Below are 16241 nucleotides of genomic sequence, written 5' to 3'. Positions count from 1 at the left end.
TTGTTTTAGAATCCAGTGTCATGCCCGGCCTTGTGCCGGGCATCCACGTTTTACTTTTTACCGCAGCGGTTCGAGGATCGAGACGTAGTTGGCCACCGCCACGCCGCCCATGTTGAACACGCCGCCGAGCTTGGCGTTCTTCACCTGGATGTCGCCGGCGGTGCCGCTCAGCTGCATCGCCGCCATCACATGCATCGACACGCCGGTGGCGCCGATCGGATGGCCTTTCGACTTGAGTCCGCCCGAGGGATTGACCGGCAGCTTGCCGTCGGCCTGGGTCCAGCCTTCCATGATCGCCCGCTTGCCTTCGCCCGGCGCGGTCAGGCCCATCGCCTCGTATTCGATCAGCTCGGCAATGGTGAAGCAGTCATGGCTTTCGGCGAACGAAAGATCCCACACCGAAAGGCCGGCTTCGCCCAGCGCATCGGCCCAGGCCTTGGCCGGGCCTTCGAAGGCGATCACGTCGCGCTTGGCCATCGGCAGGAAATCCTGCACATGTTTCGAGGCGCGGAAGGCAATCGCCTTCTTCATGCCGAGCGCGGTCTGCACATCGGCCAGCACCAGGGCGGCGGCGCCGTCCGACACCATCGAACAGTCGGTGCGGCGCATGCCGCCCACCACGATGGGGTTCTTGTCCGACACGGTCTTGCAGAAGTCGTAGCCGAAATCCTTCTGCATATGCGCCAGCGGATTGCGGGCACCGTTCTTGTGGTTCTTGGCGGCGATCATCGCGGTGGCATCCGACTGGTCGCCATAGCGCTGGAAATACTGCTTCTGGATCGAATCGAACACGCCGGCGAAACCGCCATCGGTGAAGACTTCCGCCTTGCGGTAGCTCGCCTTCAGCAGCACGTTGCCGACCACATCGGTGGGCGAGGAGGTCATCTTCTCGACGCCGACGCAAAGCACGAAGCGCGCCTTGCGGGCGGCGATGGCATTCAGGCCCTGGTAGATCGCCGCGGTGCCGGTGGAGCAGGCATTCTCAACCCGGGTGGCCGGTTTGAAGCGCAGGCCGGGATCGGCCTGCAGCACCAGGGAGGCGGTGAAATCCTGCTCGATCAGGCCGCCGTTGAAATGGCCCAGATAGATCGCATCGACATCCTTCGGCTCGATTCCGGCATCGCGGATGGCGCCGACCGCCACCTCCACGATCAGGTCTTCGGCGTCCTTGCCGTCCAGTTTGCCGAATTTGCTGTGGTGCCAGCCGACGATGCAGGCGGTCATGCGAGTCTCTCCCGAAAACGGTTCTGTATGCAGCGGATAAGAGAAGAGGCGGAAGTATCGAAGTCAAGTCATGCCCCGGCATGCCGTTGCGGCTCGTTTCGCTTCGTTCGGGCTCGTTTCGCACCGTTGGATGCTCGTTCGGTTTCGTTCGGGTTCGTTTCGCTTCGTTTGCGTTCGTTTGGCTTCGTTCCGGTTCGCAGCCCGCCTAAGTCATTGAATTCCATAAAATAGGAACATAGAGTGAAAATAAGCTTGAGACAAGAGGAGCGGGGCGGTATATTCACTATATGTTCCATATAACCGGAGTCGCCCCGATGCCCGATCTGTTGACCGTACCCGGCCTCGATGAACGCCTGTTCGAACTGTCCGGCAGCGTGGGCATCGGCCGCATCAACCGCCGCGCCGATGTCTTCAAGCTGCAGACCCTGCTGCACCGGGAGGGCTATCTCGATGCCGCCGGCCCGGAAGGCGGCTGGGGCGGCGACTGGGGCAATCGCGACGACTATGCGCTGCGGCGTTTCCAGCGCGACAACGGGCTGGTCATCGACGGCATCGCCGAGCCGGAAGGCGAGACCATGGGCACCCTGCGCGGCTTTCATCTCCCGCCCGTCACCGCCCTGCCGCTGCGGGGCAGCCGTCACGCCGCCTGAGTCCGCGTTTTTCCCAGTCCATTCTTTCAAGTCATACGATTTTCAAGTCGCAGGATTTTTTTCAAATCATAAGGATGAGCCATGACCGCTTATCAGCGTCTGTTCGGCCCGCCCAGCCAGGATGATCTCGAATACCTGCCCGATCCGATGGGGCGCCTCGACATGGGCGCATACGTCGAAAAGCCCGAAGCCAGTCCCGATCCGGGTTGGGAGGCAGCGCGCAATGACTGGATGAGCGGCGCGCCGCTGGGCCGGATTTTCGGCGACGGGCTGTTCGATCTGCAGGACGGCGTCGGCGCCGAGCAGGCCAACCGGCGCGGTGATGTGTTCAAGCTGCAGGCCCTGCTGCATCGGGAAGGTTTTCTTGATTCAGCCGCCACCGATGGGCCCACCGGTTTCTGGGGCGGGCGCGACCATGAGGCGCTGCGCAATTTCCAGAAGGAGAATGGCCTCAGTGTCGATGGCTTTGCCGCGCCGGGCGGTGAAACCATCGAAACCATCCGTGGCTTCTATAAACCGCAGGCGCCGCTCGGCATCTCCACGCGTGAAAAGCGTGGCACCGATCCGGTGCCGTCGATGATGCCGCCGCTCGGACGGGGCGACGACCGCCCAGCACAACTGATGCCACGATCCTCCGAGGCAGGCCATGGGGATGTGGCCGAGGCATCAGGCATGATGCCTATGGAAACCCAGCGGACATCCGCTCTGATCGATACATCATCTCAGATACCGATTAAGCCGTCGGTCGAGAGTGCGCCACCGATGCCAGCCACCAAGCCCGCTGCGCCCGGGCAGGGCTGGGTGCTGGATACGAAAGGCCAGCAGGCGGTGCGCGATGTGGAACTGGCCAATAAGGCCTTGCCTGACGACAAGAAGAAATACCTGTATCCCGACAGCGTGAAAGATCCGAAGGACCAGCAGGAATGCGTCGTACTGGTGCAAAAGGCGCTGCCGAGCGTCGGCAATTCCAAGACCTGGAAGGAGGGCGACAAGCTCAAGAGCGAAGGCGATCCACCGCTGCAGCCCGGTACGGCGATTGCCACTTTCAAGGATGGCAAATATCCCGGTTGGGGAACCGGCAACCACGCTGCGATCTTCCAGCGCTATGGCGAGCGGGATGGCCAGAAAGGCATTTATGTGCTCGATCAGTCGCGGGGCAAACCGCCGGCGGAGCGCTTCATCAGGTTCGACGACAAGGTGAACAGCATGTCGCGCAATGCTGGTGCATTCTCCGTTATTCAGCGGCCGGGGAAATAGATCGCCGTCATTCCGCCGCAAAGCCTCGTCATGATAGCTTTCAGTTGAACGGTCGAATCACGCATCGCTCAATACGGTCGAAGGACTTATCCCATGTCGCTCCTTGCATCTCGCGCGCTGGCCCCGCTTGCTGTGGCGGCCTGTCTCGTACTGCCTGCCGCAACTGCGCTCGCGCAGACTGGCAAGCAGGTGCTGAAAAGCGAATCCACGCTTGAACTCGACTTCGGCCAGGACGGCAAGAGCGGGCCGTTCGGCGTGAGCGCGGTCAGGGCGGTCGAGCGCCGCCTGCTGTCCTTTCCGTACATGAGCATCACATATGACCGTCACACCTTCGTCGTGCTGGAGGTGGAAATCCGGCGCGAGCAAGAGTTGGGTGCCAAGGGCATCGACGGCACGGTGAAGGTCACGGCCTGGCAATATGGACCCGAGGCCCGGCGCAAGAAAATCTACGCCATCGAAACGCCAGGGATGGACATGCATGTCGATGATCTCTTCGTGGTGACGGAGGAATATTCCGACAGTGGTGGCGGAGACTGGCGGCGCAATTTCTTCAAATACACTGGCGAACTCGCCTTCGAGGGCTATGGCAAGGCGCCGCAGGCCTATTTCACCACGAAAGAAAAGCCGGATGACAGGATCTTCCGCAGCGCCGGTTTCACACCCTGGACCGATGACATGCCAAAAGTGGCGGGCATCGATGGCGGCATCATCGGCCTGTTGACCTATATGGATTACCAGCAGGTATTGTCGCGCATGCTGCTGGTGCACAAGGATCCGGCAGCAGCCAGGTCGCTGGCCCACATCGTGGATGAATCGCACCAGTTCGCCTTCGTCGATCAGGATCGCCGCACCGATCCGCGGGGTGACCCGATGACCACGCCGTTCTATGGTCAGAAGCTGCGCCTGCGATTCCGCAGCAGCAATCTCGATCTCTACTTTCCGCTGAAGGAAGATGACTTCGATGCCGACAATCCCCTGCAAACCTTGCCGCCGGGCTTCAGCCTGATTCCCTATACGCCGTCAAAGCCCTGAGCGTCCCGGGGTGAGTGGCAGTCAGCGATGGCGAGTGCCAATCTTCGTCGCATTTACGAAAAGTTATTGTAACGCGCGCGACACTTCCGGCAGGCTTTGACTGTTGGCATGCCGGCTCCCGAGTCGGTGTTCAGGACGTCGGGTGGCGGCTCCCGCAGAAGCAGGAGGCGACGATGTCTAATCTGTCCCCAGACAAGAAAATCGATCACACCGCGTGGCTGCAAAAGCTGCTGACGCACCGCCTGACCACGGCGGAAATCCTCTACCACATGCCCGACCACCCCAAGCTGCTGCAGACTTACGTTTGGCAGGATTACGATCTGGCGCCGCGCTTTCCCGGCCTGAAGAAGTTCCTCGATTTCTGGGAGGCCCGGCTGGACGGCAAGCTGCACAGCGTGCGCGTGGTCTCGGCCCGGGTGGTCAGCCCGGCGGAAATCCGGGCGGCAGCGGCGAGCTACAGCCTGCATTAGGCCGGCCTGACAGCGCGGGCCGGGGCGCGGAAAGCAGCGGATTTTCACCTTTCGTCAAGACGGCGCCGGGTAGGGTAGCCCGTTGCAATAACGGCCAGTCTGTCAGGAATCCACCCCGTCCATGTGCGGCATTGCCGGCTATCTGAATTTCAATCCCGCGCGCGCGCCGGATGTCCTCCAGGCGACGATTGCCCGCATGAATCGCCGCATCGCCCATCGTGGCCCGGATGATCGCGGCCAGTGGGGCGATCCGGACAATCTGTGCCATCTCGGCCATACCCGGCTCAGCGTGCTCGATCTCTCGGCTGCCGGGCACCAGCCGATGCACAGCGCCGACGGCCGCTATGTCATCAGCTTCAACGGCGAGATTTACAACTACCGTAACCTGCGCCAGCAGCTGGAAAAGCTCGGGCACGCTTTTCACACCGGCACCGATACCGAGGTGATCCTGGCCGGCTTCGCCGTCGATGGCGTCGATTTCTTCACCGTGGTGGATGGCATGTTCGCGCTGGCGATCTTCGACCGCGAGACCGGCATCACCACGCTGGCGCGCGACCGCGCCGGCGAGAAGCCGCTGTATTACGCCGCCGGCGACGGCTTCCTCGCCTTCGCCTCGGAGCTGCGCGCGCTGCTGGAGATCGAGGAGCTGCCGGTCACGCTGTCGGAACCCGCGTTGGCGCTGTATTTCACCCTGCGCTATGTGCCCGACCCCGACACCATCCTGACGCCGGTGAAAAAGCTGGAACCCGGCTGCGTGCTGCAGGTGACGCGCGACGGCCGGCAGAGCCTCAACCGTTATTACAGTTTCGAGATCGACCAGGCCCATGAAGTGGGGCCCGACAAGCTGGGCAGATATGTCGACACGCTGGAAGAGGCTCTGTCGGAAGCGCTGACCGACCGGCTCAACAGTGACGTGCCGCTCGGCGCCTTCCTGTCCAGCGGCGTCGATTCGGCGCTGGCCTGCGCGCTGCTGGCGAAGAAGCTCGGCAAGACAGTGAAAACCTTCACCATCGGTTTCGAGGGCGATCCGGGTTCGGAACACGAAGCCGCGCGCGATATCGCGCAGAGGCTGGGCACCGAACATCGCGAGCATATTTTTACCGCCGCCGATTTCGACCGCATCTGCGGCGATATCGGCAAGCTGCTCGATGAGCCCAATGGCGACCGCAGTTGCGTACCGACCTATCTGCTGGCCGAATTCACCCGTCGGCATGTCACCGTGGCGATCTCGGGCGATGCTGGCGACGAGCTGTTCGGCGGATACAGCCGCTATCCGGCTTTCGCCGTGGCCTATGACCGCGACCGCTCGGGTCGCGCGCCGGCGATGGTGCAGACCTATATCGAACGCGGCCTGCCGGTGTTTGCCGCCGATGCGGTGCGCGAGGCGCTGCCGCAGGGTTACGAGGCAGTGCTGGATTTCTACGACCGCTATGCGCCGGTCTTCATGCATCTCGGCCGTCCGGCGCTGCACAGCCTGCGCCAGCTCGATTTCCGCACCTACCTGCCCGGCGCCGTGCTGGCCAAGGTGGACCGCATGACCATGCAGCATGCGCTCGAAGTACGCACGCCCTTCCTCAGTCCGCGCATGCTCAACCTGGCGGGGCGCGCCGGCATGGGCCTGTGCTGGAACGGCAGGATGCAGAAGCTGGCGCTGCGCCATCTGCTGGCACGTTATCTGCCGGCCCCGCATGTGCAGGCGCCGAAGAAGGGCTTCGGCATGCCGCCCAGCGTGTTCTTCAACAATCAGCCACGGCTGGAACAGGAATTGCGCCAGGCGCACCGGCGCCTGACCGAGACACGCTTCTTCGGCGAACGGCCCGGTGCGCTCGACCGCCTGTTCCGCGCCGCCGGCAACGGCATCAATGCGATCTGGGCCACCATCGTGCTGGCCAAATGGGTCGACAGCGTGGAGCGGCCGCTATGACGGAGCACAGCGCCGCCGAGAAGACGCATCTCGGAGACATGGAAGCTTTTGTCGCCCATGCCGCCGCGCTGGCGACGAAGGATCTGGCACCGGAGACCGAGGCCCGCATCGCCGCTCTGGCGCAGGCTTTCGATGTCGCCGTGGCCGGGCTGCCGCCGGCGCCGCTCACCGTGGTGATCTATCACCTGAAGCTGCCCGATGCGCACCGCCATATCGACTATGTCGACATCCAGGCCGACCAGGGCAAAATCGACTATACCGGCGTGCTGCAGCATACCTTCGCCATGGCCCGCGGCTTCAATCCGGACTGCCGCATCCTCTATGTGACAGGCGAGGCCGATGATACCGCCTTCGTGCCGGCGGATGTGATCGTGGTGCGCCTGCCGCTGTTCCCCGGCTGGCTGATGTACGAGCGCGTGGTGGCGGTGAATGGCTATCTCGCGTCTTCGGCTTTCACCGGGCATACCGCTTTCCTCGACAGCGATGCCTTCGCCAATGCGCCGCTGGACAAGGTGTTCGACCTCGCTTTCGATGTGGCCGTCACCTATCGCACCAGTCCGGGCCTGATGCCGCTGAACGAGGGCGTGATTTTCGCCGCTAAGCGACAGGGTGGCGGCGCGCAGACCTTCTTCCGCCGCTACCTCGGCACCTACGAGGCCCTGTGCGACGACGCACGGGTCAAGGCGGTTTATGGCGATATCCGGCGCTGGCGCGGCGGGCAGTTGTCGCTGAACGGTGCGGCGGTGGCGACGGGCGCTCTGAGCGACCTGGATCGACGGGTGATCGACGGCGCGCTGGTGCGCTATCTCAACTGCGATGATTTCAACTTTTTCATCCGCGATTCCGAGCAGTATTCGAAATTCCAGCTCAAGCGCAAATACGTGCTGCATCTGAAGGGGCCGTCCAAGGCCAGCGTGACCTCGGCGGCGCAGTTCCAGATTCCCTGGCTGCAGGAATGGCGCAAGTCCGGCGCCAACCTGTTCGCACCGATCCTGCAGGCCGAGCTGGCGCGCGCCGCCCAGGGACCGCTTCCGGCCCCCAAATCGACAGCCGCTGCGGAGGCACCCGTGACCGCGTCAAAGCCCGGCGGCTATGTGAAGCCGATCTTCGCCTTCATCAACAAGGAATATAACCGCGCACCCTTCGACAGCGTGGAGACGCGGCAAAAGTTCGCCGGCCATATCCAGGGCGCGGCGGAAATCCTGCAGGCCAACCGGCCCGACAGCGGCGCGGTGGCGGTGGACGACATGCTGGTGTGGTTCCGCAATGCCGGTTTCCTGCAGCAGGAGGATTTCATCCGTGCGGTCGGCAGCTATGGCACCGACCAGACGCTGCGGGCGCGCATCTGGCGCATCTATACCTTGTGCTGGGCGGCGAAAAGCTGCCTCGGCCTGGCGGGCGATTTCATGGATGTCGGCTGCTATGACGGCCGCACGGTCGAGATCATGGAACGCTACTGCGATTTCCGCCAGGAGAAGGCCGGCAAGACCTGGTTCCTCTACGATCTGTTCGAGAATCCGCCCGACGAGGCGCGCAAATCCGGCCATGGCCCGGACCTATTCGGCAAGGTGAGCGCCACCTTCGCGCCCTTCGGAAATTTCCGCGTCATCAAGGGCGCGGTGCCGGAGAGTTTCAGTCAGGGACTGCCCGACAAGGTCGCCTTCGCCCAGCTCGATCTCAATGTGGCCGCCCCCGAACTGGCGGCGCTGGAGATCATCTTTGACCGGTTGGTGTCCGGCGGCATGATCGTGTTCGACGATTTCGGCTTCAAACGCTACCGCGACAGCCACGAGGCCGAGATGGCGTTTTTCCGCGCGCGTGGCGAGGTGATCTTCGAGAGCCCGACAGGGCAGGGGATTTATATCAAGCGGTGATCACTCGCCGCTTTCGAGATCGGCCTTCAGGTAGCTGAGGATCGGATACAGCCCGGCCATCAGTGCGATCAGGAAGCCGTAGCGGCCTTCGCGATAACCCTTGCGCCCGACATAGCATTTGTAGAAGCGGCTGAAGATGCGGCGGATATTGTGCGGGTAGCTGCCGATATCCTGGCCCTCGGCGCGCCGTGCCCGCAGGTCGGCGGCATTCGAGGTGGTGTAGCGGTCGAGGCGGTGAATCATGTCGGAAATGTTCTTGTCGACATAATGAATCATGCGGCTCTTGAGAAAGCGCTGCTCGCCCTTCAGTTCCAGGGCCGGATGCACGCGCTGCGCGCCCCAGCGCTTGGCACCTTTGGCGCACAGACGCGGCGCCATCATCACGCCGAAGTATCCGCCCCAGCCATAGCGCACCAGCCGGCTGCCGACGTAATTGTCGAACGGCACCAGGATATGGCCGAATTTCGCCGTGCCGATCACGTCGCGGATTTCGCGCGCCATCTCGGCCGGCACGCGTTCGTCGGCGTCCACTTCCAGAATCCAGTCGCCGCTGCAGGCGGCGATGCCGGTGTTGCGGCGTTCGCCCTCCAGGGGCCAGGCGCCCTCGATCAGCTTGTCGGTGAAGCCGGCGGCGATCGCGCGGGTGTTGTCGGTGCAACGGTCCAGCACCACCACGATCTCGTCGGCGAAGCGCAGACGCTCCAGGCAGTCGGCGATCTGGCCGGCCTCGTTATGGGCGACCACCAAAGCAGAGAGTTTCGGTTCGCTCATGGCCTAGTCATCCTGCGCATGCTTCCAGAGATGTTCCGCCGCCCGCTGCGCCTTGTCGACGCTCAGGGTGAGCATGCGGCTCTCCTGGCTGCGATGGTCGTAGCCGGGCTGGCGCACGATCTCGTCGAGGCTGAGGTCGGTGCGCACGGCGGCGGTCCGCTCGCCCCAGGGGCCGTAGACCTCCTCGCGGCTCGGGCCGAACAGACCAAGCGTCGGCACGCCGGCGGCGGCGGCCAGATGCATCAGGCCGCTGTCGTTGCCGATATACAGGCTGCTGCGCTGCAGGGCGGCGGCGATGGTGAGCAGGTCGAGCCTGCCGGTGAAATCCAGGCTGCGCTCAGGCGGCAGGGCCTGCACCGTGGCGGCCGCCAGCGCTTCCTCGCCCGGTCCGCCGAACACCACGATACGCGCATCGGGCAGGATACCGTCTTTTGCCGTTAGTCGCTGCGCCAGTTCGGCGAAGCGTTCGCCCGGCCAGATCTTGCCGCCCCAGTTGGCCGTCGGACCCAGAGCCAGCACCGGGCGGCCGTCATCCGGCCAGAGTTTCGCCGCCGCTTTCTTCGCCTCCGCGCCGACCCACAGCCGCGGTGCGGCCGTGGTCTTCAGCTTGAGGAAGTTCGACAGCACGATCACCTTGTGCATGCGCGAACCCGATCCGCTGAAGCTGCGGCGCCGCCGCGCCAGCAGGAACTGGCCGATGCCGGAGCCGCGCAGATCAACGATCAGCCAGAAGCGAGTCAGCGCCACCTGCTTCCACAACTCCCACCAATGCCCGGCCCAGGGCTTCTTGTGCATGACGATGAGGCGGTCGAGATTCGGCAGGTCGCGGAACAGTCCGGCCGCTGCCGGGCCGCAGGCGACCGTGAAACGGGCCTTGGGGAACTGCGTCTGCAGGGCGTCGATCAGGCCGGTGGACAGGATCGCGTCGCCCAGCCGGTTGGCGGTGATGAAGAGGATACGCATGGCCCCAATCTTAAAGGTTTGGCTGGTTATAGGGGGGGTGTCCGCCCTTGCCAAGTCGCCGGCACTCCCATACCTCAGAAGGGCCAAAACCGGAGTTTTCATGGCCGATTTGACCTGTGTTGCCCTGCCTGACCGGGCCCTGCTGTCCGTGGCGGGGGAGGAAGCGGCCGGCTTCCTCGATGCGCTGGTCTCCAACAGCGTGGCCGGGCTTGAACGCGGTCAGGCGGCCTATGCCGCGCTGCTGTCTCCGCAGGGCAAATTCCTGCACGATTTCTTCGTGATCCCCGATCTGCAGTCGCAGGGGCTGCTGCTGGATGTCGCCGCCGAGCGCCTGCCCGACCTGCAGCGCCGGCTGACCATGTATCGTCTGCGGGCAAAGGTCTCGATTTCCGTGGTCGAGGGTTTTCGCTGTTATGGGCTGTTTGGCAATCGGCAACCGGATATCGACAATCCTCTGTTCTTCCCTGATCCGCGCCTCGCCCAGATGGGCTGGCGGCTCTGGCAGCCGGCCAGTGCCTTACCGCCGCTGCCGCTCGCCGATTTTGTTGCCTACGAGGCGCATCGCATCGCGCTCGGCGTGCCCGATGGCGCGCGCGACATCGAGATCGATAAGGGCCTGCTGCTGGAAAACCATTTCGAGGCGCTGCATGGCGTCGATTTCAGGAAGGGCTGCTACATCGGCCAGGAGCTGACCGCGCGCACCAAGTATCGTGGCCTGGTGAAGAAGCAGCTCAGTCGCGTGCAGGGCACGCAGCCTCTGCCGCCATCCGGCACGCCGATCACGGCCAATGGGCAGGAGGCCGGGCAGCTGCGGTCAGTTTCCGGCAGCATCGGCCTCGCGCTGCTGCGACTCGATGCGGTTTCGCAGGATCTGGATGCGGCAGGTGTTGCGCTGACGGCGCAGCGGCCCGACTATGCGGGCCCGATTCCCGAGGCGAAGACCTGAACCGAGATGTCCAAAACTCCAATCACTCATGACGACGGCCGCTGCCGCTGCGGCTGGTGCGGCACCGATCCGCTCTATGTCGATTACCATGACACCGAATGGGGCGTGCCCGAATGGGACGACCAGGCGCTGTTCGAGAAGCTGATCCTCGACGGTTTCCAGGCCGGCCTGAGCTGGATCACCATCCTGCGCAAGCGCGACAATTTCCGCAAAGCCTTCGACGGTTTCGCGCCGGAGAAGATCGTGCGCTACACGCCGAAGAAGCTGGATGCGCTGATGCAGAACGAGGGCATCATCCGCAACAAGGCCAAGATCCACGGCACGGTGGCCAATGCGCGCGGCTGGCTGGAGATCATGGAAACGGAGAAGGGCGGCTTTTCCGGCTATCTGTGGAACTATGTCGACGGCAAGCCGCTGAAGAACGGCTGGTCGTCGCTGAAGCAGGTGCCCGCCGAAACCGCGGTCAGCCAGGCCCTGTCGAAAGATCTGCGCAAGCGCGGCTTCACCTTTGTCGGCCCCACTATCGTCTATGCCTTCATGCAGGCGGTCGGCATGGTCAACGACCATCTGGTGGAATGCTATCGCCACAAGCAGGTCGCGAAAGCAAAACGGCCGCGCGCCTGATCGCACGCGGCCGTTCCGGAATCCCGTCGCGCTTTGCGCGACGGAGTCATTGCCAGGATCATTGCCTGGCGGCAAAGCCGCCGGGCGGCAGTATGGTTAGGCGGCCTTGCCGTCTGCCGTCAGTCCCAGGGCGAGACGGCCGGCCAGCCGCTGCTGCGGCAGCTGGGTGAAGGGGTGATAGCGCGCCGCCTGCAGATCGCGGAACAGCCGCTCGATGCCGTTGTCGCGATAGAAGGCGCTGCCGCCGGCCGCATCCAGCGCCAGCGATCCCATCGCCAGCAGGTTTTCGGTCATGGCGCGCTTCAGCGTCATTATCCTGGCCGAAATCTGTTCGCCCGGTGCTGCCGCGTCGCCCATCTGCAGCATCTGTTCATGCGCCGCCACGGCGGCGGCCAGCGCGGTTTCCATCGCGCCGATCTGCAACTGGGTATCGGCATCGTTGCGGCGTTTGGCCGCGAGCCGGATCGTCTCGTCGCGCAGCTTTTCCGCCACGCCGCGATAGACGCTGTAGATCAGCGGGAAGGCGACCAGCGTCACCATATGGAAGAAGGGATGCCAGACGCCGGCCGGCCGGCGCAGCGCGATGCTGGCATCCGGCACGAAAACGTTTTCCAGCCGCACATCCTGCGAGCCGCTCGCGCGCATGCCGAGCGTGCGCCAGGTCTGTTCGATGGTGATGCCTTCGCTTGTCATCGGCACGGCGGCATGCAGCACTTCGGTGTCGCAGATCGCCATGGTCATCAGCAGGTTGCCGGCTTCGGCACCGCTGACGAAGCGCTTGCGGGCCGAGAACAGATAGCCGCCGTCGACCTTCTTCGCCGTGCCCGACCCGTTGAGCCAGTCGTTGCCGCCGGTCGAGAGCAGCATCAGCTCCTCGCCGGCGATGCGGCGCAGGGTGGCTTCCACCGCGGCGGGATCACCGCGCCAGCGCCGCACCAGCAGCGCCAGCGGATGCATATGCATCGCTAGTGCCAGCGCCGTGCCGCTGCAGGCGCCCGCGAAACTGCGCAGCAGGTCGGCGACCTCGCGATAGCTGGCGCCGCCGCCGCCCAGTTCGGCGGGGATGCCGGCAGACAGGATGCGATTGCTTTTCAGCGCGGCGAAATGCTCGGCCGCGAAACGGTCGGTCGCATCAAACAACACTGCATTGCTGGAGAATTCGCCGGTCAGCGTTTTTACACGGATGGCGAGATCGTCTTTAGAAGGATTCTTGATTGGTGTTTGAGCGGTCATTGCGGACTCCCTGCGCAGTATCGTGACTTTCACAATCGATGCGGCCGGATACTGGGGATGGACCCGATCACGGGATAGTTCAAAAATTGCACTTGGCATGCCGCTGCCACCCGGGATAAGCATTGCCGCCATGGATATGCGGTATGGAATCTTCTGCCCGGTGGCGAAGGCGGCCGAGGTCGTGGCCGGCCGCTGGACGCCGTTGATTCTCACCGAACTGATGAAGGGCAGCGAGCGGTTCAGCGACATCCAGAGCGGCGTGCCGCTGATGTCGCGCAGCCTGCTGGCGCGCCGGCTCAAGGAAATGGAACTCAGCAACCTGATCGAGCGCGTGCCGCAGGGGCGCAGCCATGTCTACCGTCTGACCGAATGCGGCAATGCTTTGCGCCCGCTGATCAACCAGCTGGCCGAATGGGGCAGCACCTGGCGCCTGCCCTATCTCGACGAGCGCGACCGCAATGTCAGCTATCTGATGTATTCGCTGCGCGCTTTCCTGCTCGGCCGCACCGAACTGCCGGCCAAGGCCGTGCTGCATTTCGAATTCAGCAACGTACCGCGCCGCGATCACAAGCTGCGCAACTGGTGGCTCATCAAGCGCGATCAGGATATCGATCTCTGTTATACCGACATGGGCTTCGAGGCCGACCTGCAGATCAGGGCCGATCTCGATATGATGACCCGCGTGGTGATCGGGCTGGCCAGCCTGCAGAAGGCGCGTCTGGCCGGGGATGTCGTCTTTTCCGACAATCCCCGCCTGGTCAGCCGCCTGATCGCGGCACTCGACCTGGTCGAGCCGCCGCAGATGCGGCTGCTGCGTGTGCCGGCCGAGCCGCCGTCGCCGATCGTCACGCCGCTGCCCCTGAACACGAAGAAGCCGCTTAAAACGACGATCCGGGCTGCCTGAGGAATTCGATTTCCTCGGGTGAATTCTGGCGCCCGAGCGCCGCATTGCGATGCGGAAAGCGGCCGAAGCGGGCGATGATCACCCGATGCTTGTCGGCCCACGATGCCAGGTCCAGACCCGGCAGTTCCTTGTCCAGCGCCGAGAACAGCAGATGCGCCAGATCCTGGTCGGGCAGGTGCTCGCTATGCTCGAACGGCAGATAGAAGAACATCCGCATGACCGGCGGCAGCGCGATATCGAAACCGCGATCCACTGCCTGGCGCGCGATGGCGCGCGCCCGCGCATCGCCGGCAAAGGCCTTGGCCTGGCCGCGGAAGATATTGCGCGGAAACTGGTCGAGCAGGATCAGCAGCGCCAGTGCGCCTTCGGCGGTCTCGGTCCAATCGGCATGGCCTCCCGCCAGCACGGTTTCCACGGCGGCGCCGAAACGTCGGCGGATGGTATCGTCGAAAGCGGGGTCCTTTTCGAACCAGGCCTTGCGAGTCTCAAGCGCCACGCCGGGCCGGCGGTCGAACCAGAAGTCGAGGATGGCATCGGCAGTGATCGTCACGCGTTCTGACCTCATGCAGTGAAGCGCGGTTCAGATGGCGCAGCAGACCGCGTTCGTCCAGTGGGCGGGCAAGACTTTCATGCAGCGCCGGCAGCCCGCAACGCGTCAGGGCCTGATTGGTTCCCAGTGCCAGTAGCCGATCAGATGGCGCGGCGCACCGCTATCGTCGAGCAGCGGCGCCAGGAAACGCTGGAAAATGATGAAGTCGCGATTGGGCCCCAGCGAGGCGCGTCGTGCATAATGCGGCCGGCCGCTGTCGAGGATGGTGCGATACTCGGCTTCCAGGCGACTGACCTGTTCAGGCGTGTAGACCTCGTCGTAATAGCGGCCGCTATAGTCGTGTTCGGTCGAGTGCCGGTGCCCGGTGCCGAGCAGGCGATAGTAAATGCGCATCCGTCCGTCGGGCAGCATGAGGCAGTCGATCAGGCCGATGCCGGGCAGCAGCCGGCGCGGGATCGTCATCACATCGATGGCGCGTTTGGGCGGCACGCCGCCGGCCGCGTCACGCAGGCTGGTCCAGTAGGCGAGAAAATCCTGCAGCCCTGACGGCAGCTCCGTTGGCCGAGCGTAATTGTCGACGATGGGATCGGTTTCGTCGCTCATCCTGCCTCCGTCCCCAGATTAGGCGGGCAGGAGCAGAAAGCCCAGACCTGTTAAACAGGTCGGTCTTTCTGCTAGCCTGTCAAAAAACCGGAGCGAAAACGACATGAACGAGATCGACCTGAAGGGCAAAAGCGGCGTCGTCACCGGCGGCGCACAGGGCATTGGTCGCGCCGTGACCGAGCGGCTGCTGCGTTCGGGCGCCGCCGTGGCGATCTGGGATCGCGATGCCGGGCTGGCCGGCAGCGCGGTGCGTGAGCTGGCCGATCTGGGCCGCGTGATTGCCGTCACCGCCGATGTCACCGCCTGGGACAGTATCGCGGCGGCAGCGCAGGAAACCGCGGCGCAGCTCGGCGGCATCGACCTGCTGGTCAACAATGCCGGCATTGCCGGACCGAATGCGCCGGTTGAAACCTATCCGCTGGAGGCCTGGCAGCAGGTGATCGATATCGACCTGACCGGCGTGTTCCATTGCTGCCGTGCCGTGGTGCCGCTGATGAAGGCGAAGGGCTATGGCCGCATCGTCAATGTCGCCTCCATAGCCGGCAAGGAAGGCAACCCGAATGCCAGCGCCTACAGCGCGGCGAAGGCCGGCGTGATTGCCCTGACCAAGGCGTTGGGCAAGGAACTGGCCGGCATTGATATCGCCGTCAACTGCATCACGCCGGCGGCGGCGAAAACCGCCATCTTCGACCAGATGACGCAGACGCATATCGACTATATGCTGTCGAAAATCCCTCGCGCGCGTTTCGTGGCGGTGGATGAGATTGCCGCGATGGTGGCCTGGCTGGTGTCGAAGGAAAACTCCTTCACCACGGGTGCGGTATTCGATCTGAGCGGCGGCCGCGCCACCTATTGAGGGGCGACCGCAGAGTGAGAGGCAGGATGGCTGAAAGCCGCGAGGCCAAGTTTTCGATCGGCGATGTCGTGCGGCACCGCCTGTTTCCGTTCCGCGGCGTGATTTTCGACGTCGACCCGGTATTCAATAACACCGAGGAATGGTGGCAGTCGATTCCGCCGGATCTGCGGCCGCGCAAGGACCAGCCCTTCTATCATCTGCTGGCCGAGAATGCCCAAAGCGCCTATGTCGCCTATGTATCGGAGCAAAATCTGCTGCCCGATGCCGAGGCCGGCCCGGTCAATCATCCCGATATCAAGAAGTATTTCGCCGGTTTTCGCAGCGGGCGCTACCAGTGGCGTGCTGCCCCCCGGATGTAGG

At 63.8% G+C, this 16241-nt stretch carries 17 protein-coding genes; 11 read left to right on the top strand and 6 right to left on the bottom strand.

From position 1 onward, the window contains the following. Window positions 1-57 precede the first annotated feature (57 nt). Complete coding sequence (locus OJJ21_RS21230) at window positions 58-1224, bottom strand: acetyl-CoA acetyltransferase (RefSeq protein ID WP_297689628.1); 1167 nt, start codon at window positions 1222-1224, stop codon at window positions 58-60. A gap of 314 nt (window positions 1225-1538) precedes the next feature. Between OJJ21_RS21230 and OJJ21_RS21225 the strand changes: the two genes are divergently transcribed. The 6 genes from OJJ21_RS21225 to OJJ21_RS21200 all read left to right on the top strand — a co-directional run bounded on the left by OJJ21_RS21225 (window position 1539) and on the right by OJJ21_RS21200 (window position 8431). Beyond that, on the top strand, window positions 1539-1874 hold the full coding sequence (locus tag OJJ21_RS21225; RefSeq protein WP_297689627.1) for a peptidoglycan-binding domain-containing protein: 336 nt from the start codon (window positions 1539-1541) through the stop codon (window positions 1872-1874). A gap of 81 nt (window positions 1875-1955) precedes the next feature. Then, complete coding sequence (locus OJJ21_RS21220; protein WP_297689626.1) at window positions 1956-3131, top strand: BPSL0067 family protein; 1176 nt, start codon at window positions 1956-1958, stop codon at window positions 3129-3131. 93 nt (window positions 3132-3224) lie between these two features. Beyond that, window positions 3225-4163, top strand: a complete 939-nt coding sequence (locus OJJ21_RS21215) for a hypothetical protein (protein ID WP_297689625.1) — start codon at window positions 3225-3227, stop codon at window positions 4161-4163. A 173-nt stretch (window positions 4164-4336) separates the two neighbouring features. Next, window positions 4337-4633 carry a Usg family protein gene (locus OJJ21_RS21210; RefSeq protein WP_297689624.1) on the top strand — a complete coding sequence of 99 codons (297 nt, stop codon included), beginning with the start codon at window positions 4337-4339 and terminating at the stop codon, window positions 4631-4633. A 121-nt stretch (window positions 4634-4754) separates the two neighbouring features. Continuing rightward, window positions 4755-6557, top strand: a complete 1803-nt coding sequence (gene asnB, locus OJJ21_RS21205) for an asparagine synthase (glutamine-hydrolyzing) (protein ID WP_297689623.1) — start codon at window positions 4755-4757, stop codon at window positions 6555-6557. Next, on the top strand, window positions 6554-8431 hold the full coding sequence (locus OJJ21_RS21200; protein WP_297689622.1) for a hypothetical protein: 1878 nt from the start codon (window positions 6554-6556) through the stop codon (window positions 8429-8431). Before asnB ends, OJJ21_RS21200 begins: the two co-directional genes overlap by 4 nt. On the opposite strand, the gene OJJ21_RS21195 is transcribed toward OJJ21_RS21200, so the two are convergent. Together OJJ21_RS21195 and OJJ21_RS21190 are read right to left on the bottom strand one after the other, a co-directional pair. Next, a complete protein-coding gene (locus OJJ21_RS21195) occupies window positions 8432-9202 on the bottom strand; it encodes a glycosyltransferase family 2 protein (RefSeq protein ID WP_297689620.1) in 771 nt (256 codons plus the stop codon). A 3-nt stretch (window positions 9203-9205) separates the two neighbouring features. Beyond that, window positions 9206-10165, bottom strand: a complete 960-nt coding sequence (locus tag OJJ21_RS21190) for a glycosyltransferase family 9 protein (protein WP_297689618.1) — start codon at window positions 10163-10165, stop codon at window positions 9206-9208. A 100-nt stretch (window positions 10166-10265) separates the two neighbouring features. Here OJJ21_RS21190 and OJJ21_RS21185 point away from each other — a divergent pair, with 100 nt between their 5' ends. Beyond that, window positions 10266-11111, top strand: a complete 846-nt coding sequence (locus OJJ21_RS21185) for a folate-binding protein (RefSeq protein ID WP_297689616.1) — start codon at window positions 10266-10268, stop codon at window positions 11109-11111. Window positions 11112-11117: 6 nt separating this feature from the next. Beyond that, complete coding sequence (locus tag OJJ21_RS21180) at window positions 11118-11735, top strand: DNA-3-methyladenine glycosylase I (protein WP_297689614.1); 618 nt, start codon at window positions 11118-11120, stop codon at window positions 11733-11735. A 96-nt stretch (window positions 11736-11831) separates the two neighbouring features. Here the strand turns inward: OJJ21_RS21180 and OJJ21_RS21175 are convergent, their stop codons facing one another. Further along, window positions 11832-12968: an acyl-CoA dehydrogenase family protein gene (locus tag OJJ21_RS21175; protein WP_297689613.1), complete on the bottom strand. Its 1137-nt coding sequence runs from the start codon at window positions 12966-12968 to the stop codon at window positions 11832-11834. A gap of 130 nt (window positions 12969-13098) precedes the next feature. Here OJJ21_RS21175 and OJJ21_RS21170 point away from each other — a divergent pair, with 130 nt between their 5' ends. Then, window positions 13099-13872 carry a helix-turn-helix domain-containing protein gene (locus OJJ21_RS21170; RefSeq protein ID WP_297689611.1) on the top strand — a complete coding sequence of 258 codons (774 nt, stop codon included), beginning with the start codon at window positions 13099-13101 and terminating at the stop codon, window positions 13870-13872. Here OJJ21_RS21170 and OJJ21_RS21165 read toward each other — a convergent pair. Then, complete coding sequence (locus OJJ21_RS21165; RefSeq protein WP_297689609.1) at window positions 13847-14422, bottom strand: DUF924 family protein; 576 nt, start codon at window positions 14420-14422, stop codon at window positions 13847-13849. The genes OJJ21_RS21170 and OJJ21_RS21165 overlap by 26 nt on opposite strands. Window positions 14423-14527: 105 nt before the next feature. Then, the gene (locus OJJ21_RS21160) at window positions 14528-15025 is read right to left on the bottom strand and encodes a PAS domain-containing protein (protein ID WP_297689607.1); all 498 of its coding nucleotides are present in this window, start codon (window positions 15023-15025) and stop codon (window positions 14528-14530) included. A gap of 103 nt (window positions 15026-15128) precedes the next feature. Here OJJ21_RS21160 and OJJ21_RS21155 point away from each other — a divergent pair, with 103 nt between their 5' ends. Both OJJ21_RS21155 and hspQ read left to right on the top strand, forming a co-directional pair. Continuing rightward, complete coding sequence (locus tag OJJ21_RS21155) at window positions 15129-15881, top strand: SDR family NAD(P)-dependent oxidoreductase (RefSeq protein ID WP_297689605.1); 753 nt, start codon at window positions 15129-15131, stop codon at window positions 15879-15881. Between the two features lie 26 nt (window positions 15882-15907). After that, window positions 15908-16240: a heat shock protein HspQ gene (gene hspQ / locus OJJ21_RS21150; RefSeq protein WP_297689603.1), complete on the top strand. Its 333-nt coding sequence runs from the start codon at window positions 15908-15910 to the stop codon at window positions 16238-16240. Window position 16241 lies beyond the last annotated feature (1 nt).

This window comes from Ferrovibrio sp. (assembly GCF_025869515.1).
Lineage (GTDB): Bacteria > Pseudomonadota > Alphaproteobacteria > Ferrovibrionales > Ferrovibrionaceae > Ferrovibrio.
This window is presented reverse-complemented; position numbering and strand designations above follow the sequence as displayed.